This is a genomic window from Rhodococcus sp. WB9 (assembly GCF_007558985.1).
Lineage (GTDB): Bacteria > Actinomycetota > Actinomycetes > Mycobacteriales > Mycobacteriaceae > Rhodococcus_F > Rhodococcus_F opacus.
In genome coordinates this window covers 2,197,062-2,218,377 of sequence record NZ_CP041769.1, presented here as the reverse complement: position 1 = coordinate 2,218,377, position 21,316 = coordinate 2,197,062, and the positions used below count along the sequence as shown (strand labels likewise).

General features: G+C 68.6%; 20 protein-coding genes and 1 pseudogene. 8 read left to right on the top strand and 13 right to left on the bottom strand.

The genetic code is table 11. From position 1 onward, the window contains the following. The first annotated feature begins 150 nt into the window (after nucleotides 1-150). Nucleotides 151-1,131, top strand: coding sequence for a nitrilase-related carbon-nitrogen hydrolase (locus tag FND50_RS10295; RefSeq protein WP_144285684.1), 981 nt, complete (start codon nucleotides 151-153; stop codon nucleotides 1,129-1,131). Next, nucleotides 1,131-2,153: an agmatine/peptidylarginine deiminase gene (locus FND50_RS10290; protein ID WP_005259949.1), complete on the top strand. Its 1,023-nt coding sequence runs from the start codon at nucleotides 1,131-1,133 to the stop codon at nucleotides 2,151-2,153. Before FND50_RS10295 ends, FND50_RS10290 begins: the two co-directional genes overlap by 1 nt. Before the next feature lie 64 nt (nucleotides 2,154-2,217). Here the strand turns inward: FND50_RS10290 and FND50_RS10285 are convergent, their stop codons facing one another. The 4 genes and pseudogenes from FND50_RS10285 to FND50_RS10270 form a co-directional block, all read right to left on the bottom strand. Then, nucleotides 2,218-4,191 carry a VWA domain-containing protein gene (locus FND50_RS10285; protein ID WP_144285683.1) on the bottom strand — a complete coding sequence of 658 codons (1,974 nt, stop codon included), beginning with the start codon at nucleotides 4,189-4,191 and terminating at the stop codon, nucleotides 2,218-2,220. Then, nucleotides 4,191-5,576: a sigma 54-interacting transcriptional regulator gene (locus FND50_RS10280; protein WP_005238585.1), complete on the bottom strand. Its 1,386-nt coding sequence runs from the start codon at nucleotides 5,574-5,576 to the stop codon at nucleotides 4,191-4,193. The genes FND50_RS10285 and FND50_RS10280 overlap by 1 nt, the downstream gene beginning before the upstream one ends. A 63-nt stretch (nucleotides 5,577-5,639) precedes the next feature. Further along, nucleotides 5,640-6,056, bottom strand: coding sequence for a DoxX family protein (locus FND50_RS10275; protein ID WP_144285682.1), 417 nt, complete (start codon nucleotides 6,054-6,056; stop codon nucleotides 5,640-5,642). Further along, nucleotides 6,053-6,465: pseudogene (locus FND50_RS10270) on the bottom strand (VOC family protein). Before FND50_RS10270 ends, FND50_RS10275 begins: the two are co-directional and overlap by 4 nt. A gap of 136 nt (nucleotides 6,466-6,601) precedes the next feature. On the opposite strand from FND50_RS10270, the gene FND50_RS10265 reads away from it, so the two are divergent. Next, the gene (locus FND50_RS10265; protein WP_144285680.1) at nucleotides 6,602-7,246 is read left to right on the top strand and encodes a winged helix-turn-helix transcriptional regulator; all 645 of its coding nucleotides are present in this window, start codon (nucleotides 6,602-6,604) and stop codon (nucleotides 7,244-7,246) included. 8 nt (nucleotides 7,247-7,254) lie between these two features. On the opposite strand, the gene FND50_RS10260 is transcribed toward FND50_RS10265, so the two are convergent. Next, nucleotides 7,255-7,566: a hypothetical protein gene (locus FND50_RS10260; RefSeq protein ID WP_005571823.1), complete on the bottom strand. Its 312-nt coding sequence runs from the start codon at nucleotides 7,564-7,566 to the stop codon at nucleotides 7,255-7,257. On the opposite strand from FND50_RS10260, the gene FND50_RS37755 reads away from it, so the two are divergent. The 3 genes from FND50_RS37755 to FND50_RS10245 are packed head-to-tail and all read left to right on the top strand — an operon-like array spanning nucleotide 7,494 to nucleotide 9,286. Beyond that, nucleotides 7,494-7,676, top strand: coding sequence for a hypothetical protein (locus tag FND50_RS37755; RefSeq protein ID WP_144289022.1), 183 nt, complete (start codon nucleotides 7,494-7,496; stop codon nucleotides 7,674-7,676). The two genes, FND50_RS10260 and FND50_RS37755, sit on opposite strands and share 73 nt — an antisense overlap. Before the next feature lie 54 nt (nucleotides 7,677-7,730). Then, on the top strand, nucleotides 7,731-8,303 hold the full coding sequence (locus tag FND50_RS10250; RefSeq protein ID WP_144285679.1) for a DUF4126 domain-containing protein: 573 nt from the start codon (nucleotides 7,731-7,733) through the stop codon (nucleotides 8,301-8,303). Nucleotides 8,304-8,320: 17 nt separating this feature from the next. Then, on the top strand, nucleotides 8,321-9,286 hold the full coding sequence (locus FND50_RS10245; RefSeq protein WP_007301164.1) for a serine aminopeptidase domain-containing protein: 966 nt from the start codon (nucleotides 8,321-8,323) through the stop codon (nucleotides 9,284-9,286). Here FND50_RS10245 and FND50_RS10240 read toward each other — a convergent pair whose 3' ends face one another. Continuing rightward, the gene (locus tag FND50_RS10240) at nucleotides 9,287-10,384 is read right to left on the bottom strand and encodes an N-acetylmuramoyl-L-alanine amidase (RefSeq protein WP_144285678.1); all 1,098 of its coding nucleotides are present in this window, start codon (nucleotides 10,382-10,384) and stop codon (nucleotides 9,287-9,289) included. A 546-nt stretch (nucleotides 10,385-10,930) separates the two neighbouring features. Between FND50_RS10240 and FND50_RS10230 the strand changes: the two genes are divergently transcribed. Beyond that, nucleotides 10,931-11,164, top strand: coding sequence for a hypothetical protein (locus tag FND50_RS10230; protein ID WP_005259967.1), 234 nt, complete (start codon nucleotides 10,931-10,933; stop codon nucleotides 11,162-11,164). A gap of 55 nt (nucleotides 11,165-11,219) precedes the next feature. Here the strand turns inward: FND50_RS10230 and purH are convergent, their stop codons facing one another. From purH to FND50_RS10210, 4 genes are all read right to left on the bottom strand, one after another. Further along, nucleotides 11,220-12,776, bottom strand: a complete 1,557-nt coding sequence (purH, locus tag FND50_RS10225; protein WP_005571818.1) for a bifunctional phosphoribosylaminoimidazolecarboxamide formyltransferase/IMP cyclohydrolase — start codon at nucleotides 12,774-12,776, stop codon at nucleotides 11,220-11,222. Next, nucleotides 12,769-13,434: a phosphoribosylglycinamide formyltransferase gene (gene purN / locus FND50_RS10220; protein ID WP_144285676.1), complete on the bottom strand. Its 666-nt coding sequence runs from the start codon at nucleotides 13,432-13,434 to the stop codon at nucleotides 12,769-12,771. The genes purH and purN overlap by 8 nt, the downstream gene beginning before the upstream one ends. A gap of 69 nt (nucleotides 13,435-13,503) precedes the next feature. After that, nucleotides 13,504-15,027, bottom strand: coding sequence for a DUF6350 family protein (locus FND50_RS10215; protein WP_144289021.1), 1,524 nt, complete (start codon nucleotides 15,025-15,027; stop codon nucleotides 13,504-13,506). 111 nt (nucleotides 15,028-15,138) lie between these two features. Then, nucleotides 15,139-16,212, bottom strand: coding sequence for a DUF5336 domain-containing protein (locus FND50_RS10210; protein WP_144285675.1), 1,074 nt, complete (start codon nucleotides 16,210-16,212; stop codon nucleotides 15,139-15,141). A gap of 126 nt (nucleotides 16,213-16,338) precedes the next feature. Between FND50_RS10210 and FND50_RS10205 the strand changes: the two genes are divergently transcribed. Then, the gene (locus FND50_RS10205) at nucleotides 16,339-16,965 is read left to right on the top strand and encodes a YigZ family protein (RefSeq protein ID WP_144285674.1); all 627 of its coding nucleotides are present in this window, start codon (nucleotides 16,339-16,341) and stop codon (nucleotides 16,963-16,965) included. A gap of 60 nt (nucleotides 16,966-17,025) precedes the next feature. Here FND50_RS10205 and sucD read toward each other — a convergent pair whose 3' ends face one another. From sucD to FND50_RS10190, 3 genes are all read right to left on the bottom strand, one after another. After that, the gene (sucD, locus tag FND50_RS10200; RefSeq protein ID WP_005238543.1) at nucleotides 17,026-17,928 is read right to left on the bottom strand and encodes a succinate--CoA ligase subunit alpha; all 903 of its coding nucleotides are present in this window, start codon (nucleotides 17,926-17,928) and stop codon (nucleotides 17,026-17,028) included. 15 nt (nucleotides 17,929-17,943) lie between these two features. Further along, the gene (sucC, locus tag FND50_RS10195; protein ID WP_005238541.1) at nucleotides 17,944-19,113 is read right to left on the bottom strand and encodes an ADP-forming succinate--CoA ligase subunit beta; all 1,170 of its coding nucleotides are present in this window, start codon (nucleotides 19,111-19,113) and stop codon (nucleotides 17,944-17,946) included. A 193-nt stretch (nucleotides 19,114-19,306) separates the two neighbouring features. Beyond that, nucleotides 19,307-21,259: a hypothetical protein gene (locus FND50_RS10190; protein WP_144285673.1), complete on the bottom strand. Its 1,953-nt coding sequence runs from the start codon at nucleotides 21,257-21,259 to the stop codon at nucleotides 19,307-19,309. Nucleotides 21,260-21,316: the final 57 nt, after the last annotated feature.

Below are 21,316 nucleotides of genomic sequence, written 5' to 3'. Positions count from 1 at the left end.
GGTCGGTGTGTGTCACCGGCGACCAGGGCGGATACCGAAGGAATCGAATTAGTCACGCCCCACCCCTTGATCGCCGAGCATTCACCCACCATACTTAACGAATCCAATTCGTTTTAGGCGCTCGCCGAACCGAACATCCGAGGAAACACAATGTTGACGATTACCGCCCTCACCTCTCCCGAGTCCCTGTCGAGGACGCGCGAGACGGGACGCACCCCGCTCCGTGTCGGCCTCGTCCAGCACCGCTGGCACGAGAACGATCAGGATCTGCGGGCCGAACTCGACGAGGGCATCGCCGCGGCAGCGAAACTCGGGGCGCGCGTGGTGTTCCTCCCCGAGCTCACACTGAGCCGCTACCCCGCGTCGACTCCGGGTGGCGACAACCCGGGACGGACCGCCGAGGACCTCCTCACCGGCCCCACGTTCACGTTCGCCGCCAAGGCCGCCGCCGAACACGGCGTCCTCGTCCACGCGTCGCTGTACGAGCGGAACGACTCCGAGGACGGCGTGCAGTACGAGGACGGGCTCGGTTTCAACACAGCCATCCTCGTCGCCCCCTCCGGTGAACTGCTCGCCCGCACCCGCAAGCTGCACATCCCCGTCACCGCCGGCTACTACGAGGACACCTACTTCCGCGGCGGTCCCGCAACCGATCCGTACCCCGTCCACACCGCCGAGGCGCTCGGCGGGGCGAAGCTCGGACTGCCGACGTGCTGGGACGAGTGGTTCCCCGAGGTCGCCCGCGCGTACTCGCTCGGCGGCGCCGAGATCCTGGTGTACCCCACCGCGATCGGCTCGGAGCCCGACCACCCGCAGTTCGACACCCAGCCGCTGTGGCAGCAGGTGATCGTCGGCAACGGCATCGCGAACGGCACGTTCATGGTGGTGCCCAACCGTCACGGCAGCGAAGGCCTCATCACGTTCTACGGCTCGTCGTTCATCTCCGACCCCTACGGCCGGATCCTCGCACAGGCCCCGCGCGACGAATCCGCGGTCCTGGTCGCCGACCTCGACCTCCAGCAGCGCGAGGACTGGCTGGCCCTGTTCCCGTTCCTGGCCACCCGCCGCCCCGACACGTACGGCGTCCTCACCGAGCCGGTCGATCACGCCTCCCCGTTCGGGAGGGCCTGATGACCTGGCGCATGCCCGCGGAAGGCGAACTGCACGAACGCACCTGGATGGCCTACCCCAGTGAGGGCTACTCTCTGGGCGACACCCCCGAGGAGCATCACGAGGCCCGCACCACGTGGGCCGAGGTGGCGCACGCCGTGGCCCGGTTCGAACCCGTCACCGTCGTCGTCGATCCCGGACAGGTGTCGGCGGCCGAGGAGTACCTCTCCGCGGACATCGACATCGTCGCGGCGCCGCTGAACGACGCCTGGATGCGCGACATCGGACCCACGTTCGTGCTGTCCGAGGACGGACGTCTCGGCGGCGTCGACTGGATCTTCAACGGCTGGGGTGGCCAGGACTGGGCCCAGTGGGACAAGGACGAGAAGATCGGCGCACTGGTGGTCGAGCGGTCGGGGGCCGAACTCGTCGACTCGCCGATCGTCAACGAGGGCGGCGGCATCCAGGTCGACGGCCTCGGCACCGTGCTGGTGACCGAGACCGTGCAACTCGACCCCGGCCGTAACCCGGAACTGTCGAAAGCCGACATCGAGGCCGAACTCGCCCGGACGATCGGTGCCACGAAGGTCATCTGGCTGCCGCGCGGATTGACCCGGGACCAGGACACGTACGGCACGCGCGGGCACGTCGACATCGTCGCCGCCATCCCGTCACCGGGCGTCGTCCTGGTACACGATCAGCGCAACCCCGAACACCCCGACTTCGAGGTCAGCAAGGCCGTCATCGACGTGCTGAAGCAGACCACGGACGCCCGCGGTGAGTCGTGGGAGATCATCACCGTCCCCGCGCCGACGGTCCTGCGCGACGAGGAAGGCTTCGTCGACTACAGCTACATCAACCATTTCGTCGTCAACGGCGGCGTCATCGCGTGCAGCTTCGACGATCCCGCGGACGAGGAAGCGGTCGCGATCCTGTCGGCCGCCTACCCCGGCCGCACGGTCGTGTCGGTCGACGCCCGACCGCTCTTCGCGCGCGGCGGCGGAATTCACTGCATCACCCAGCACCAGCCCGCCGTGCGCTGACGCGCCCGTGAGTACTTCTCAACCGCGGGCGGTTAAGAAGTACTCACGGGTGGCGGAGCCGCATCTAGCGGCGGCGACGCATGTAGTCGCTGACGACGGCGGCGCCGAGACCGTCCAGACCGGGCGCCACGACGCGTCCGCCGACCCGCTCGGCCATCCGGTCCACCACCCGCGCGAGACCGGGATCCTCACCGAGCCGGAAGAACGTGACGTGAGCGCCGAGGCGGGCAAGGGTGTCGAGTTCCCGGACCGTCAGACCGAGGGTCCGGGCGCTCGGCGGGTAGTCGAAGTACGCGAAGCCGTCCGGCTCGAGGTGGGCCGTCGGCTCACCGTCGGTGACGATCAGGACCACCGGCTGGGCGTTGGGGTGCCGGCGCAGATGCCGGGCCGCCAGCAGCAGCGCGTGGTGCAGATTGGTGCCCTGGTCCCACGCGCCGTCCAGGCCGGCCAGCTCCGCCGGCGTCAGCACCTGCGCGTGCCTGCCGAACGAGATGAGCTGCAGTTCGTCGCTGCGGAACCGGGTGCTCACCAAGTGGTTCAGGGCGAGGGCGGTGCGCTTCATCGGCACCCACCGGCCCTCCATCACCATCGAGAACGACGTGTCGACCAGCAACGCGACCGCCGCCTGCGACCGCTGCTCGGTCTCCATCACCTCCACGTCCGCCACCGACAATCGGACCGGGACGCGACCGCGCTCGACCGGATCGGATGCCGCCCGCAGCACGGCGTTGGTGATCGTGCGTGTGACGTCCCACGGCTCGGTGTCGCCGAACGCCCACTCGCGGGACGCGCCCGTCGGCTCCCCCATCGACCCGGCGCGGCGCGTCTCCCGTTGCCCGCCACGCGACGACAGCTGCTGCGCCACGTCCCGCAGAGCCGTCTGACCGAGTTGGCGCATCGCCTTGGGCGACAGGCGCCACTGGCCGTCCGCCCCGCGGTCGAAGAAGCCCTGATCGCGCAGTGCCTTCTCCAGTTCGGCGAGGGTCTGCGCATCGGCTGCCGCCTCGTCGCCCAGTTGCCGGGCCAGAGTCTCCGCGTCGATGTCGTCGAGTTGTGCGCCCGCGTACTGCTGCGACAGCTGCTCGGCAAGCGACTCGAGTTCCGCGATGTCCTGCAACGCCCCGGTGCCCTCGCCCAGGCCCATGCCGTCGTCGCCGCGGAACCGCTGCGCGCCCTGCCAGTCCTCGCCCGGGCGCGCGGCCTGTAGATGCTGGTCGAGGCGGTCCAGCTGTCCGATCAGCGACGGATCGCCGAACGCCTGCTGCGCCAGCGCATCCAGTTCGTCGCGCTGCTCCTGCGACAGCGAGTTCCGCAGGCGCTGCGCCGCCGCCGCCCGCTGCGCCAGCGAATCGAGCAGTTCCTCGACGTTCTGCGGGTTCTCGGGGAAGTACTCCCCGTGCTTGTCCATGAACTCGTCGAACTGTTCCTGCGTGTCCTCGCCGCGCGAATGCTTGTCGAGCAGGTCGTTGAGGTCGGCGAGCATCTCGCGGATGCGTTCGCGGTCTTCTTTGGTGGCACCCTCGAGGGCCTGTTTCATGCCGGCGAACCGCTGGTCCAGCATTTCGCGGCCGAGGAGGTCCCGGATCTTCTCGTAGTCCTCGCGGGCTTCCGAACTGCGCCAGTCGTAGTCGGCGAGTTCCTGCACGGCCTGCGCGGTGGACGACGACAGTTCCTCGAGGCGCATCTCCGAGAAGCGGGCGTCGTCGTCGAGGGCGCGGGCCAGTGCCTTGCGTTCCTCGAGAACCGCGCGGTCGAGGAGTTCCCGGACCTCTTCGAGTGTGCCGTTCAGGTTGTTCCGCTTCAGCAGTTCACGGCGACGCCGATTGGCCTCGGCCGCAAGTTCGTCCAGGCCGCGCATGTCCCGGTTGCCGCGCCGGAGCATCTCGCGCAGCGCCTGCCGCGGCGACGTGCCGGCGAACACGTCGTCGCCGATCGCGGCCAGGGCTTCACGCAGGTCCACCGGCGGCGCCAGCGGATCACCGCCCTCGTACGGCCCGTACCGCGCGTTGTGCGGTCCGCGCTCCGCCTTGCGGGACATTACGAATACACCGTCTGCCCGTTGATGTCCGGGTTCTTCGAGATGCGCCGCGCCAGGTACAGCCCTTCGAGGGCGAACTCCGCGGCCGCGGCCCGCTCGCCGTCGGACTCCGCGCCCAGACGCTCGGCCAGCTCGTCGAGGACCTCGAGTTCGGGCAGCTCGTTCAGCAGTGCCTTCGCCGTGATCCGTTCACCGGTCACCACCGGGTCGCCCTGTTCGACCGCGTCCACGAGTTCCGCCAGGTCGATGCCGCCGAGCCGGGTGCGGACGGTGTCGGCCGTCGCGCGCCGGAGCAGGTGCTCGAGGACCTCGATCTCGCGCCCTTCCTCACCGGATTCGAATTCCACCTTGCCCCGCAGGACGTCGACGACGGTCTCCAGGTCGACCGGCCGCGCGACCGGATCGGCTTCACCGAGCACAGCGCCGCGATGCACCGCAGCGGCACTGACGGTTTCGGCGCCTGCCACCGCGAAGCGGGCGGACACACCCGACCGCTGATCGACCGACGTCGACTCGCGGAGCAGACGGGTGAACCGGGCCAGGATCTCGAGGAGGTACTCGGGCACCTCCGCGGTGAGATGCGCTTCCTGGAGGATGACCGCGACTTCGTCGTCGAGCCGGGTCGGGTAATGCGTCCGGATCTCGGCGCCGAACCGGTCCTTCAGCGGGGTGATGATGCGACCGCGGTTCGTGTAGTCCTCCGGGTTCGCGCTGGCCACCATCAGGACGTCCAGCGGGAGCCGGAGCGTGTACCCGCGGACCTGGATGTCGCGTTCCTCCATGACATTGAGCAGCGACACCTGGATTCGCTCGGCGAGGTCGGGCAGTTCGTTGATGGCGACGATGCCCCGGTGCGCACGGGGAACGAGCCCGAAGTGAATGGTTTCCGGGTCGCCGAGACTCCGGCCCTCCGCGACCTTGACCGGATCCACGTCGCCGACGAGGTCCGCCACCGACGTGTCGGGGGTCGCGAGTTTCTCGGAATACCGCTCGCTGCGGTGCCGCCATGCGACGGGGAGGCTGTCGCCCAGTTCCTGTGCCCGGCGGATGGACGCCGGGGTGATGGGCTCATAGGGATGCTCCCCGAGTTCGGAACCGGCGATCACCGGGGTCCATTCGTCGAGGAGCAGATTGAGGGTGCGGAGGAGGCGGGTCTTGCCTTGACCACGTTCGCCGAGCAACACCACGTCGTGACCGGCGATGAGAGCCCGTTCGAGCTGTGGTTCCACCGTCTCCTCGAAACCGACGATGCCGGGCCACGGATCACGGCCGTCGCGTAGGGCCGCGAGCAGATTCTCGCGGATCTCTTCCTTGACGGTGCGTTGAATGTGGCCCGACTCGCGGAGCTCGCCGACGGTGGAAGGTCTGTGTTCCGATGACGTCACCACTCCACGCTACGAGGGTTCGAGCGAATCGGCACGCGGTTAACGCGCGCCGACCCGCCCGGGTCAGTCCTCGCGGCGCAGCGGGAGCAGTTCGCGGACCTTGCGGTCGCGCAGGTACAGCCCCGCCCAGACTGCGATTCCGACGTACACCGCGAACAGAACCGTGCTGAACAACGGCTTCTCGACGCGCCAGTTGGTGAGTACCGCCCCACCGAGGTAGCCGGTCAGCAGCACCGCCCCCAGCGGGGCCGTTCGCGGCACCAGGTAGAGCACTGTGCAGAGGAGCAGCACCACTCCGATCCGCACGATGATGTGCATCCGCAGTCCCAGTTCGGCGGCCGAGTCCTCCACCCGTCCGATCTTCAGGAGCTTGCCGACCGCGTCGAAGAGGAGGAAGGCGCCGACGAGTCCGCTGAGAACCCAGCCCACCGTGCGTGCGGTTCCCGACTCCGCCATCACGGGTGTGGTCGCGGTGCTCACGACTCCTGCCCCTGCGCTGCATCGACATCCATCCACATGACCTCCCGGAGGTGACCGTCCGGGTCCTGGAAGCTGCGGCCGTACATGAATCCCTCGTCCATCGGATCGTTGGAGAAGGATCCGCCCGACGCGAGCGCCTTGTCGGCCAGCGCGTCGACGGCCTCCCGGCTGTCCGCGGAGATGCAGATGATGGATTCGGTGGTCGTGGTGGCGTCCGCGACGGCCTTCTTGGTGAAGGTGGAGAAGAACTTCTCCGTCAGGAGCATGACGTGGATCTGCTCGCTGACGACGATCGACGACGCGTTCTCGTCCGAGAACTGCGGGTTCTTCCGGTAGCCGAGCGCCTCGTAGAAGGCCGTCGACTTGCCGAGGTTCTTCACGGGTGGTTCACGAAGATCATGGTCGACATCGAATTCTCTTACCGTCGGTGGAGCCGAGTGTTTTCGGGTGACGAGCCGTGCGACCTTGTGGAGCAGATCACGTACCAATGTTGCAAAAAGAAACCTTTTGGTGTCAATAGACAACTTCGGTCTATAGTTGAAACCATGGCACGGCATGCTTACGGGCAGTACTGCGGACTCGCGCACGCCCTGGATATCGTGGGACAACGCTGGGCACTGCTCATCGTCCGAGATCTGCTGGTCGGACCGCGGCGTTATACGGATCTCAAGCAGGGTTTGCCAGGCATCCCGTCCAACATCCTGTCGGCGCGCCTGAAGGAACTCGAGGACGCCGACGTGATCGCGCGCCGCGCGCTGCCCCGGCCGTCGAACGCGGTGGTCTACGAACTGACCGACTACGGCAACGCCCTGGAGGACGCCGTGAAGTCGCTGGGCCGGTGGGGCGCCCGCACCCTCGGCGAACCCGACCCGGACGATGCCGTGACCGTCGACTCGATGGTGATGGCGCTGCGATCGACGTTCCACCCCGACGCCGCACGGGACGTCACCCTCACCTACGAACTGCGGCTCGGGCCGATCGTGCTGTCCGCCCGCATCGACCGCGGCGCACTCGAGGTCGTGGAGGGCGCAGCCGACCGGCCCGACCTCGTGATCGAGACCGGGCCGGCGGTGAAGGCACTGATGGCACGCGAGATCACCCCGGAGGACGCCATCGCCGTCGGCAGCGTGTCCGTCACCGGCGATCCGGCGCTGCTCGCCACGTTCGCCGACGTCTTCAGCATTCCCTGAGAGTGCGCCTACGCGGCGACACCATACGAGACCAGGGCGTCCAACTCGTACCACGCGGAGCGGTAGCGCTCGAGTGTCACCGGATCGGCCTCCGCCAGAAGGGAATCGAGCAGGACTCGCGGATCATCGCGCCATGCCCGGACCACGTCCGCGACCGCGCGGTTCGAGAACAGACCCGACCCGGTGAGCGCAGACACCCACTCGTCGATCGCTCCCCGGTGAATCCGCTCGACGGCCTCCCGGCGGAATCCGCCGTCGACGAAGTCGAGGGAGAACATGGCGGCGACAACATCACCGGTGGTCAGCTGTACGACGTTCATGGTGCGGCACCTTCCTGGAGTCGGGGGCTGTTCTCGGACGTAATCCGTTGGAACAACTGGTGATGCAGACGCTAATCGTCGATTGTGTGAGTTCTGTGGTGCTTCTCTGAGATCTCGGCCGCGATGCCCGCCTACCGTGATAGCCGAGCTTCTACACTCCGTGCATGGAGACGTGGGTTCTGCCCGGACTGCTCGGCCTCGGCCTCGCCGCCGCTTCGGGACTGCGCACGTTCCTGCCGTTGCTGATGCTCAGCGCCGCGTTGCACTTCGAGGTGCTCGGGATCACCCTGAACGAGTCGATGCGGTGGCTCGGTTCGACCGGGGCGCTGGTCGCGCTGTCGATCGCGACAGTGGTGGAACTGACCGCCGATCTCATCCCGTTCGTCGACAACGCGCTGTCCGTGATCGGCAACGTCACCGGTCCCGTGGCGGGTGTCATCGCGACCTGGGCGGCCTTCGCGGACGTGGACCCGTCGACCGCCGCGATCGCCGGAATCGTCATCGGCGCGCCCACCGCTCTGGCGTTCAGCACCGCGCAGACCGGGACCCGGGCGGTGAGCACCGCCTCCACCGGCGGACTGGCCAATCCCGTGGTGTCGGTGATCGAAGACGTGGTCTCGTTCGTCACATCCCTGATCGCCCTGCTGATTCCGCTGCTCGTCATTCCGCTACTCGCATTCCTGCTGTGGTTCGCGTGGCGAGGGGTGCAACGGGTGCGGCGACTGCGCGCGACGTGAACTGGTAGACAGTCCCCATGCCTGACACCGAGATCACGTTCGACAGCGGTGCCGTCACGTACTACGGCAGCCTGCGCACCCCCGACCACGCGAACGGGTCGGCGCCCGCCGCGCTGCTGCTCGCCGGCAGTGGTCCCACCGACCGCAACGGCGACAGCGCCCTGCTCCCCGGTGACATCGGAACGCTCCGCCATCTCGCCGACGTGCTCGAACAGCACGGCATCTCCAGCCTGCGCTACGACAAGATCGGCAGCGGCGAGACCGCCCTCGGCCCCTACGAGGTGGAAGAAGTCGGGGGTCTCGGATTCACCACCTTCGTCGACGCCGCGTCCGCGGGCCTCGACTTCCTGGCCGCCCAACCCGGGGTCGACCCGTCGAAGCTGATCGTCATCGGTCACAGCGACGGCGGACTCGTCGCCCTCGCGCTCGCCACCGCGGAAGACGAGTCGCGGGTGCGCGCCGTCGGACTGCTCGAACCGCTGAGTGTCCGGCTCCTCGACCTGCTCACCACACAGATCCACGGTCAGCTCGACGCCGTCGTCGGCACCGGCCAGCTGCCGGTGGAACTGGCCGACGAACTCCGGCTCGCGCTCGCGGACACCGTCGAATCGCTCCGCACGTCGGGCACGATCCCCGACGACCTTCCGGAACCGTTGCAGAACGCCGGGCTGGTCCATGCCAACGCGAAGGCCCTCGCAGAGGAGGACGCTCTCGACCCGCGCGCACTGGCCGGCCGGCTGCCCGCCGGGTTCCCCGTCCTCACCAGCTGCTCCGCCAAGGACATCCAGGTACAGCTCGCGGACGTCGACGGCCTGAACGACGCCCTCGCGCACACCGCGCTGACGCCGGTGCGGATGACGAACGCCAATCACGTCCTCAAGGACGTCGGCGACCGTCCGTCCACCGGACCGGATTACGTGGAACCGCTCCCCTACTCGGCGGAGTTCACCGAACCGTTCAGCAGGTGGATCGCCGCTCTGTGATCAGTTCCCGCCGGCTCCGGTGATCACGGCCATCAGTGTGCTCGCCAGTTCGGACACGAGCCCCAGGTTCTTGTCGTTGACGAGATCCTCGAGCCCGTCGAGGCCCTCGACCTCGAGCAGCGGCGCGAGCATCTCCATCAACTCGGAGAACTCCGCCGACTCCGGGGCCGTCGACTGCGGGGTGGCCTTCGGGGTGGTCGCCTTCGGCGTCGTGGTGGTGGTGGTCGACGACGCGCTGTCCTCGCTCGCCTCGGGCGTCGTCGTGGTGGCCGCCGGTGCTGCCGCGAGTTCCTCGGCCGGCGCCGACTGGGACCCCGTCAGCAGGTAGGTGACGATGCCCGTCGTGATGGTGATCGCGTGCTTCAACTGGCCGTCGGTGCTCTCCAGCTGGGCGGAGTCTTCCTTGTTGGAACCGTTGCCCATCTCGACGAACACCAGCGGCACCTGAGTCAGCGCGGGCCCGGCTACATCGGCGCGGGTCTGGAGGCCGTCGTTCACGCCGGCGTAGTTGGCGGGAACGAATCCGTCCGACTTGTAGGCGTCGCGCATCATCTTCGACGCCTCGAGGCCGCCACCGGACTGCGCCGCGTCCGCCTTCTCGTCGGGAATGGGCAGCGACGGGATGATCATGTGGAACCCGTGCTTGCTCGCGTCCTCGCCCTGCGCCGTCGAGTCCGCGTGAATGCTCACCGCGAGGTCGGCATTCGATTCGCTTGCCGCACGCGCTCTTTCGTCGACGCATCCGCCCCAGCCGGTGTCGTCCTGGCGGCTCAGGACGACCTTCGCGCCGAGACTCTCGAGGCTGCTCTTCACCAGCTGGGAGACGTTCCAGTTGATCGTGTGCTCGGGCACCCCGCCCAGCGACGTCATGCCACTGGTCTGGCAGTCCTTCGTGTTGCCCCGGCCGTCGTTCACCTGCTGCGCGAGGTCGTGGCCCTCGCTCGAACCCTGATGTCCGGGGTCGAGGAACACCGTCATCCCGGACAGTTCGGTGCCGGTCGCCGTCGCCGCGGGTTCCGCCGAAGCCTGAGCAGGGATGAGCACGGACGCACCCAGGACGCAGGCGCCGAGGCCGGCCTTGATCGCAAATCGGTTCATAACGGGAATGGGCGCACCGTCGCAGTCCGGGCGCCACTCTCCTTCCACAGGTGCCACTCGAGTCACATCAGCCCCGAGTGAATCAGCTGCACCGTGCGTGCGGGCAGCTCGAGGCCGGATCGAAAGCAACCTGTGACCAAAGTGTGGGATTCGACAGATGCGCACCGATCAGCCACACGCCGACGCAATCGCCGGTGCATCTGACGAATCCGTGCGCGGAGGTGAACGGGACGGCAACTCTGGGCCAAGAGCCGCTGCTCAACCCTGCATTTCGGCGCCGTGGCCGGATAATGGAAGTGCAAACCCTCAACCGGTGCTGTACGGTCATCTACCAACCAGCAACGACACGCAGAAAGGTACGGACATGATGCAGCTTCACGCGCTCTTCGCATCCGTACCCGCATGGCGTCGCTGCTCCGCCGACAAGCACATCACCAAGTTCGGCGCACCCCGAGAATGTTGAGACTCACACCACGTCATTCTCGGGCACCCAGGGCAAACCCCTCGGGTGCCTTTTCTTTTACCTTTCACTTTCAGGAGCACCCCATGAAACTTCGCATCAACCAGCTGTCCACCTCTCCCCCGTATCTCGACCTGCCGGACGATCTCACCGGGTACGCCGTCACCCTCGACCTGTCGCACTGCGATGCCGCCCACGAGGCCGGCCTGGGTGAGCTGATCAGCGAGGTCCGCAGCCGCGGCGCCGCCCGCGTGGTCATCACCGGTTCGCCGCGCGAACTCCAGGGCACGGCCCGAGCACACGGGGCCGCAGCCGCCTGACGAAGCAGAACGGGCCCCGGCATGATGCCAAGGCCCGTTCGAGAGTCGTCGAACGCTAGTGCGCGAAGTGCCGCGCGCCCGTCAGGTACATGGTGACGCCGGCTTCCTTGGCCGCATCGATCACCTCGTTGTCGCGGACGGAACCACCCGGCTGCACGACTGCCTTGACGCCGGCGTTCGCGAGCACCTGCAGTCCGTCGGGGAACGGGAAGAACGCGTCCGACGCGCCCACCGACCCGACCACCCGGTCACCGGCCCGCTGCACCGCGAGGTGCGCGGAGTCGACGCGGTTGACCTGGCCCATGCCGACGCCGACCGACGCACCGTCGGAAGCGAGCAGGATGGCGTTGGACTTCACCGATCGGCACGCGCGCCACGCGAACTCGAGATCCTTCAAGGTCTGTTCGTCGGCGGCGTCGCCGACGGCCAGCGTCCAGTTGGCCGGGTCGTCGCCCTCGGCGTCGAGCACGTCGCGCTCCTGCAGGAGCGCTCCACCGGACACGGGACGCAGTTCGATTCCCGTCGCGGTCGGTGCCTCGGCGAGGAGGACGCGGATGTTCTTCTTGCGTTGCAGCACTCCGAGCGCACCGTCCGCGTAGGACGGGGCGATGATCACCTCGGTGAAGATCTCGGCGACCTGCTCGGCCATCTCGACGGTGATCTCGCGGTTCGCGGCGATGACTCCGCCGTATGCGCTGACCGGGTCGCAGGCGTGCGCCTTGCGGTGTGCCTCGGCGATGTCGGCTCCGACCGCGATGCCACACGGGTTCGCGTGCTTGATGATCGCGACGGCCGGCTCGCTGAAGTCGAACGCCGCACGCCAGGCGGCGTCGCCGTCGGTGTAGTTGTTGTACGACATTTCCTTGCCGTGCAACTGTTCCGCCTGAGCCAGACCGGCCGGGGCGGCGGGGTTCACGTAGAGGGCCGCGGCCTGGTGGGGGTTCTCGCCGTACCGCAGGACAGCCGAGCGGTCCCAGGTGGCGCCTGCCCACTCGGGGAACTGGGAGTCACCCGGTTCGACCAGCGTGGACGTCATCCAGCTGGCGACCGCGACGTCGTACGACGCGGTGTGCTGGAACGCCTGCGCAGCGAGGGCGGTGCGCTCGGGCAGCGTGAAACCGCCGTCGGCGACCGCGGTGAGCACGTCGTCGTAGCGGGCGGGATCCACCACGACCGCGACCGACGGGTGGTTCTTCGCGGCGGCACGCACCATGGACGGTCCGCCGATGTCGATCTGCTCGACGCACTCGTCGGGGGTCGCACCCGATGCGACGGTCTGCGTGAACGGGTACAGGTTCACGACCACCAGCTGGAACGCCTCGATGCCGAGTTCCTCGAGCTGCGCGAGGTGCTCCGGCTTCCGGGTGTCGGCGAGGACGCCGGCGTGCACCCGCGGGTGCAGCGTCTTGACCCGGCCCTCGAGGCATTCGGGGAAGCCCGTCAGCGCCTCGACGGGGGTGACCGGGATGCCGGCGTCGGCGATCTTCGCTGCAGTCGACCCTGTCGACACCAGCTCGACGCCTGCCTTGTGCAGGCCCGTAGCCAGTTCGACCAGACCGGTCTTGTCGTAGACGCTGACGAGCGCTCGGCGTACTGCCTTGCGTTCACTCACTGGGGATCACGGCCTTTCGTCCATCGGAAACAACTCCACGGGTGGCGACAGCGGCGATGACGTCCGCCAACAACCGTCGCTCCACAGTCTTGATGCGCTCGTGCAGGGTCGACTCGTCGTCGCCGTCGAGCACAGGCACGGGTTCCTGCGCCAGGATCGGGCCGGTGTCGACACCGGCGTCCACGAGGTGGACGGTCGATCCCGACACCTTCACGCCGTAGGCCAGGGCATCCGGGACCGCGTGCGCGCCGGGGAATGCGGGCAGCAACGCGGGATGCGTGTTGATGATGCGACCGCCGAAGCGCTCCAGGAAGGCGGGACCGAGGATCTTCATGAAACCCGACGACACGACGAGCGACGGCTGGTGGGACGCGACGGCCTCGGTCAGCGCGACGTCCCAGGCGGCACGGTCGGCGTGGTCGCGCAGGCTCACCCGGAAGTGGGGAATGTCCGCCACGTTCGCGTGGGAGGTCGCATCACAGTCGCGGTCGACGCCGACGGCGACGATCTCAGCGGGATACCCGTCCGTGTGTGTTGCTTCGATCAGCGACCTCAGGAGGGTTCCCGCACCGGAGGCGAGTACGACGATCCGCGCCGGCGAACCGGTCGTGGGCCTCAGGTGGTCACGCGAGGAAGTCAGCGCACTACTCCTGAACAATCGAAAGGCCTGGTGAATCGAAAGACGGGCAAAAAATGGGGGCGGTCGCATCGTCGACCGACCAAGAGCCTAGTCGCTGGGGGTTGCGGGCCCTCGGGGCAGGTCGGGTTCCGGGCTCTCGGCGGCGTCTGCGGACCCCTCGGGTTCGTCCGTCGGCGTGTCTTCCTCGACCTCTGCGTCCACCACGACCTCGGCCTCGGCGCCGGTGTCCTGCGGTGCAACCGGCGCTGCCGGCGCTTCGGTCTCGTCGACGAGTTCGGCTTCGATCACCCGACTCGGCGCGACCTGTTCGGCGACCGCCGGTTCCTCGGTGATCGGGGCGGCGATCGCCGGAACCTCCTCCGCGCCGGGAAGATGCGGCTCCTCGTCCTCGGTGTCGGCGTCGTCCTCGTCCACGGCGCCCCGGCTCCGATGCCAGGCCACGACCACCGCTGTCACCGCGCCCGCGAGTCCGAGCCACGCGAACGTGAGCAGTCCGAACGCCCACCAGTGCAGCTCGACCGTTCCGAATGCGCCGAGCCTGCCGCCGGACACGAGGCCGAGCACCGCCGTCACCACGCCCACCCCCGCGGCGGCGGTCAGCACGGTGAACAGCGCTTCCTGCCCGGCGACGCGACGCCCGCAGTCGCATCCGAGCATCACACCGATCAGCAACGGAATCACCAGCAGCGCGGGCCAGGCACCACCCGACACCCCGTCGGGAACGGCGCCGAGCAGCGGCAACGGCGGCAGCGAACCACCGACGTTCCCGAACACGCTGACCGAGACGTCCCCGATCTGCGCGGTCCCTCCGATGACCGCGGCCGCGGCACCCACCACGACGTTCGGCAGGTACAGCACCGACAGGATCGTCAGTCCGAGCATTCCGACGACGCCGTCGCCGCGTTCGAGCAGCGAGCCGACCGTCGACCACTCCATCAGCAGCGAGATCGTGACCATGACCGCGCCGGCACCGAGAATCGCCGTCAACGCGCGCAGTCCCGGCCGCACCGCGTCCCGGACCCACGACGGAACCTGCGCACCGAGCGTCGGCCACATCGCGACCGTCACACCGATCGCCGATGCAAGCAGGTGCACGAACAGCACCCACCCGAACGCGGCGAGCGCGTTCGGGGAGGACAACGGGATGACCGCCGACGCGTCCGCGATGACGGCGAGGCTGATGGCCGTCACGACCAGCGGTCCGGCCACCGCAGCGCCGATCACCTGCAGAGCGTGCCGCCGCGAGGACGCCGGGTGCACCACGGCGGCGCATCCGCGGGCGACGACCCACATCATCCCGGCTGTCGGGATCAGCGGGAGGACACCGAGTGACGTGCCGTCGATCGTCAACGGCACCTGGTGAATCGCCAGCCACGACGCCGCGATGGCACCGAACGTTCCGGTGAGGTCGCTGTTCGCCGCCACCAGCGTGACGACGATGAGTGCGGACAACAGGACGACGGTGACGCCCGCGGGCCGGAACGCGACCGCGAGCAGCGCCCGCATCTCGTCGGCGTCGGGCACGGGTCGCTGTCGCGGGACTTGCCGCTCGTCATCACCGACGGCTCGCCGTCGTGCTCCCTGTGCGACGCGCTGCGCACGATCAACCAAAGAACTCATCCCCTCGAGAGTGGCACTCCGACTCCGCGGCGGCGGTCAGGCGCGCCGCACAGAAGTGGCCTCCGACCACGTTGGGTCAGAGGCCACCTGCTGGTTGGGCCGCTACTTGTCATCCCTGTCGGCGCGCGTGTCGAACGCCTGGGTCGGCGCGCTGTAGCCCTCCGATTCGGACTTCTCGGCCGAGTCTGCCGACTTCGCCTCGGTGGAAGGCTGCTCGCCGTACTCGAGCGTGCGCTCCACCGGGGACGACTCGGACTGCGAGCCGTACGCGGGCGCCGCGTGCTGCGCGGAACCGTAACTGGTGCCGGCCGGGTACTGCGAGCTGGGCGTTCCGGTGGACTGCGACGGGCTCGACGGCTGCGAGTACCCCTGGTACTGCGGCTGCTGGTAGGCGGTGGTCGGGGCGTCGTACGACGCGGACCCGGCACCCGCCGCGGCTCCGTAACCCGGCTGCTGGGGCTGCCCGTAGCCCTGACCGTAGCCGGTCTGGCTCTGCGAGGGCTGACCCTGCTGGCCGTAACCCTGCTGGCCGTAGCCGGGCTGGTTCTGCTGGCCGTAGCCGGGCTGCGACTGACTCTGCCCGTAGCCCTGCGGGGCGCTCTGACCGTAGCCCTGGGGCGGCTGTCCGTACGACTGCTGCGGGCCCTGCCCGTAGCCCTGCGGGGCGCCCTGGCCGTAACCCTGCGGCGCCTGACCGGGCTGACCGGGCTGACCGAAGCCCGCGGCTGCGGCCGGCTTGGGCGCCGGCTGCTTCAGGAGTCCGATGTCGAACAGCGTGGCCGCGACGGCCACGGCCGACTGGATGAATCCGAGAACGAGGATCAGGATTGCGCCCCAACCCGAATCCGCGTCGACGTTGAGGAAAACGAACAACGCGACAACCCAGCCCGCGACGGACGCCGCCGCTGCCGCGCCCGCGTAGGACTGCTTCGGAAGGAGCGAGACTGCCGCGAGGAGACCACCGAGGAACAGGAGGCCGAGCCCGTCCGTGTTGGCTTCGAACGAGTTCACGGACTCTCGCGCCAACGTGGCGTACGGGGCGAACCCGAGCAGTAGGTTGAGGACACCGAGAACTGCGACACCGATCAGAAGGAAGAAGCCCAGGCCTTTCGGTTCTCCCCCTGCAGTCGGTTGCGCGGGCGGACCGTAACTCGGTCCTCCGGGCGTGAACGTCATGACTTCTCCTAGTCGACAAGTGGTCGTCTGCGTGCGCTCTTCCGACGCTAGCCTACGTATACCCGTCGGTCACTGCCGTCACTCGCGGCCCGCGGCGCCGGGAACAGCGCAGGAGACAATGGTTCGGTGCCGTACACCCTCGCTCCCCACACCGCCGATCTCACCCTGGAGACGGAGGTGAAGCACTCACGTTTCATCGCCGCACTGCGGCGCGTCGAGGACGCCGAGGCGGCGCAGGCCTTCGTCCAGGATCGGCGGCGGGCGTATCCCGATGCGCGACACCACTGTTCGGCGTACATCATCGGAAACGGCCCCAGCGACCGGGTCGAGCGTGCGAGCGACGACGGCGAACCCGGTGGCACCGCGGGCATTCCGATGCTGCAGGTACTCAAGGCCCGTGATCTCGTCGACGTCACGGTGGTCGTGACACGGTACTTCGGGGGAATCAAGCTGGGCGCGGGCGGATTGGTGCGCGCCTACTCCGGCGCGGTGGCCACAGCGGTCGAGGCCGCACCCCTCGTGCGGAGGGAACTTCGCCACCTGCACACCCTCGCCGTCGGCCACGCCGAGGCGGGACGCGTCGAGTCGGAGTTGCGTGGGCGGGGCGTCGTCGTGGTGGACACGACATACGGGGAATCCGCGGTCCTCACCCTCGCGGCGCGGGACTCGGCGGAGTTGGCCGATCTGGTCGCTGCCGTCACGTCGGGGACGGGGACACTCGATCCGGCCGGGGAGATGTGGGTCGATGCCTGAACGGCCCGTGCGCCTTTCCGGTAGCGGGAGCTACCAAAAAGGCGCACGAGCGCGGAGCGCCTAGGCCTGGACGGTCAGGCTCTGCAGGATCTCGCGAGCGAGCGCAGCGGTCTCGGACGGCGTCTTGCCGACCTTCACCCCGGCTGCCTCGAGGGCGTCCTTCTTGGCCTGCGCGGTGCCCGAGGAACCGGAGACGATGGCGCCTGCGTGGCCCATGGTCTTGCCCTCGGGGGCGGTGAAGCCCGCGACGTAGCCGACGACCGGCTTCGTGACGTTCGCCTTGATGTAGTCGGCGGCACGCTCCTCGGCGTCGCCACCGATCTCACCGATCATCACGATGACCTTGGTCTCGGGGTCCTTCTCGAACGCCTCGATGGCGTCGATGTGGGTGGTGCCGATGACCGGGTCGCCGCCGATGCCGATGGCGGTGGAGAAGCCGAAGTCACGCAGCTCGAACATCATCTGGTAGGTCAGCGTGCCGGACTTGGACACGAGACCGATCGGGCCGGTGCCCGCGATGTTGGCCGGGGTGATGCCGACCAGCGACTCGCCGGGGGTGATGATGCCGGGGCAGTTGGGTCCGATGATGCGGGTCTTGTTGCCCTTGGAGACGTTGTACGCCCAGGCGTACGCCGAGTCCTGCACCGGGATGCCCTCGGTGATGACCACGAGCAGCGGGATCTCCGCGTCGATGGCCTCGACGATGGCGTCCTTGGCGAAGGCCGGGGGAACGAACGCGATGGAGACGTCCGCGCCGGTCTTCTCGATGGCCTCGGCGACGGTGCCGAAGACGGGCAGCTCGACGCCGCCGTCGTGGGTGACGGTGGTGCCGGCCTTACGGGCGTTGACACCGCCGACGACCTGGGTGCCGGCCTTGAGCATCAGCGCGGTGTGCTTCGTGCCCTCACCGCCGGTGATGCCCTGGACGATGACCTTGGAGTCCTTGGTCAGGAAGATAGCCATGTTTTTTGAGTCCCTTTACTTTGCGGCGAAGGCCAGCTCGGCAGCCTTGTCGGCGGCCTCGTCCATGGTTCCGACGACCGTGACCAGCGGGTGGGCGGCCTCGGCGAGGATACGACGACCCTCTTCGACGTTGTTGCCGTCCAGGCGGACGACCAGCGGCTTGTTGGCCTCGTCACCGAGCGTCTTCAGGGCGCCGACGATGCCGTTGGCGACCGCGTCACACGCGGTGATGCCACCGAAAACGTTCACGAACACGCTCTTGACCTGCGCGTCGTTCAGGATGACGTCCAGGCCGTTCGCCATGACCTCTGCGGAGGCGCCGCCACCGATGTCGAGGAAGTTGGCCGGCTTCACGCCACCGTGCTTCTCACCGGCGTAGGCGACGACGTCCAGGGTCGACATGACCAGGCCGGCGCCGTTACCGATGATGCCGACCTCACCGTCGAGCTTGACGTAGTTGAGGTCGTTTTCCTTGGCCTTGAGCTCGAGCGGGTCCGTGGCGTCCTTGTCCTCGAACGCCTCGTGGCCGGGCTGACGGAACGCAGCGTTCTCGTCGAGCGTGACCTTGCCGTCGAGTGCGAGGATCTGGTCGTCCGGCGTGCGGACGAGCGGGTTCACCTCGACGAGGAGAGCGTCTTCGTTGATGAAGACCTCCCACAGCTTCTGGATCGTCACGGCCGCTGCGTCGAGCACCTCGGCGGGCAGCTTTCCTGCCTCGGCGATGCTGCGCGCGAACGCGAGGTCGACACCCTTGACGGCGTCCACGGGGATCTTCGCGAGAGCGTCGGGGTTCTCCTCGGCGGTGACCTCGATCTCGACGCCACCCTCGACCGAGCACATGGCCAGGTAGGTGCGGTTTGTGCGGTCGAGCAGGAATGAGATGTAGTACTCCTCGGCGATGTCACTCGCCTCTGCGACCAGCAGCTTCTTGACGACATGACCCTTGATGTCGAGGCCCAGGATCGCCTCGGCGTTGGCCTGGGCGGCATCGGCGTCGGCGGAGTACTTGACGCCACCGGCCTTGCCGCGGCCTCCGACCTTGACCTGCGCCTTGACCATCACGGGCTTGCCGATTTCTTCGGCAATCTCGCGTGCGCCGGCGACCGTGTCGGTAACACGCCCAGCCGAAGTCGGCACCTCGTGCTTGGCGAAGAGTTCCTTCGCCTGGTATTCGAAGAGATCCATCTGCTCACCGTCTCGTCTGCGTTGACACCCGCTCGAGGGGTAGGAGCGGGTCTGTTTTGGACTTTAACCAGTTGCCGGGCCCGGTCTGCGGCCGCGTGTCTGCTATGTGGTCCACATCACGCGATAACACGCATTGAGGCGAGCCTCACCAGAAGTACTGAGGCGAGCCTCACCGCGGTCGACGGGGCGGACCTCACCGATTTCTGCTGCGTGTCGTGAGGGCCGCGGCAGCCGCAATCAACACTATGCCCACGGTTGTCGGGACGACACCGGCCCCCATTGAGGGATCGGTCACCCGGGCCGCGGTGAGCGGCCACGACAGGAGGTATACCCCCACCACAACGGCCGAACCGAGCAGGAGTGCCACCGCCCGGGCCGGGCGGGCACGTGAGGCGACGATCACTGCGAGGACCACCGCGACGCCCAGTAGGACGCGCCCCCACACGTCGAGGTTCCACGGGAACTCCGCGAACGACGCGGGCGCGTAGTCGTCGCCGCGTGCATCGGTCCCGTGGAAGAGCGGCAGTCCCAGTCCGACGAACGCGGCGACCGCCCCGAGACCCCCGACCGCGAGGACCGCGATCGAGGTGGACGGTTCCTCGGACGTGTCGATCTCCTCGCGTTCCGCCGAACCGGCGAACCACGTCAGCACGCCGGTGACGCCGGCGGTGACGGCCGCACACCACAGCAGCGCGGCACCGATTCCGGCGCCGATTCCGGGGACGTCGGCGGCGAGCACGACGGACTGCGACACCGAGGCGACGGAGAACGGGATCGTCACCCACAGCACTCCGACCGCGGGCCGGACGGTGGAGGCGAACTCCGACAGCAGCAGCCAGACGCAGCCGACGACGAGCACGAGGGCGGCGACGAGCACGACCCGGGTGGCGTAGATGTCGGGGCGCACGGCGTCGGCCGGAATGTCGAGGACGGGGAGCAGGGCACCGGCGGCGGCCAGCACGGCGGTGACGATTCCGGTGGTCCCGGCGGCGACGTGCCAGCGGGCGATCCGAGCGCGGGCAGCGGCGGCCTCGGCTCGCAGCGCCGCCTTGGCGACGCCCTTCGCGGACGGGGTGACGGCCCCCTTCTTCGCCTGGCCGCCCTGAGCAGGCGCGGACGACGAGGGGGTGGCGAGCGTCTTCAGGATCCTGGTGTCGCGAGCCCGGTCGACCATCGGGATGCAGACACCGACGAGTACGAGGACACCGGCGCCGACGGTCCCCCACACCGCGCCGGGCCCGGGCTGGATCCGTTCGCCCGCGGCGAGTCCGGCCACCAGGCGCGTCCCGACCACGCCGAGCGCGGCCAGACCTGCCCCGACGAGCGCACCGGACGCCACGGGCGGCGAGATGGACGCCAGTGCGGAGGCGACCACGATCAGAACGGCCGCCGCCAGGACCCCGGCGCCCGCGGACGCAGCCAGATCCGACTCGACGACCGTCGGGACGAGGATGACCGGATCCTCGGATACGAAGGCGGGCGCGAACAGCGCGCCGACGAGCACGACGGCGGCGACCACCGCGACCGCGGACGGCAGGAATCCGACACGGGCGCCCGTCGCCCGTCCGACCTGTTCGGAGCTGCGGGCGTCGCCGTAACCGTCCATCAGCGATTCCCGGTGGACCGCGACCATGCCGAGGAGGCCGGCGAAGGCGATCAGCAGGTGTCCGGCGAGGGCGGCGTACGCGCCGGACCCGGCGGCGAGCTCGGCCGCCGTCTCGGGCCGGAACAGTTCGAGTCGATTGGCGTCGATCGCGTCCGTCCACAGCTGTGTGTCGAGCACGGCAGCGCCGAGGGACACCGCACCGGCACCGGCCAGCAGCGCACCCGCCACCGCAGTGCGCCGGGCGAGAACCGCGGGGACGGCGAGAACGGGTGCCGCGACGGCGAAGACCGCAGCCCACAGCGCGGCTGCGCCGATCGCCGACGGCGCGGCCACCCCGTCGGCCGAACGGACGGCGTGCAGCACGGGCGCCGAGGCCACTCCCACACCCCCGACGAGACCCAGGACAACAGCGAGCACGCACCCCCGGCGCGCACGGGCGGGATCGGGCTCCTCGACGGCCGTCAGCCCGGTGCCGCCGGACGAGGGAATACGTTCGGGCTCGGCCCTACGCCCGTCCGGAGATCGAGTTGATGACGCCACAGGCCGACGCTAGCGCTAACCCACTGCCTCCCCCGCGTTGTGACACGCGCATTCAGG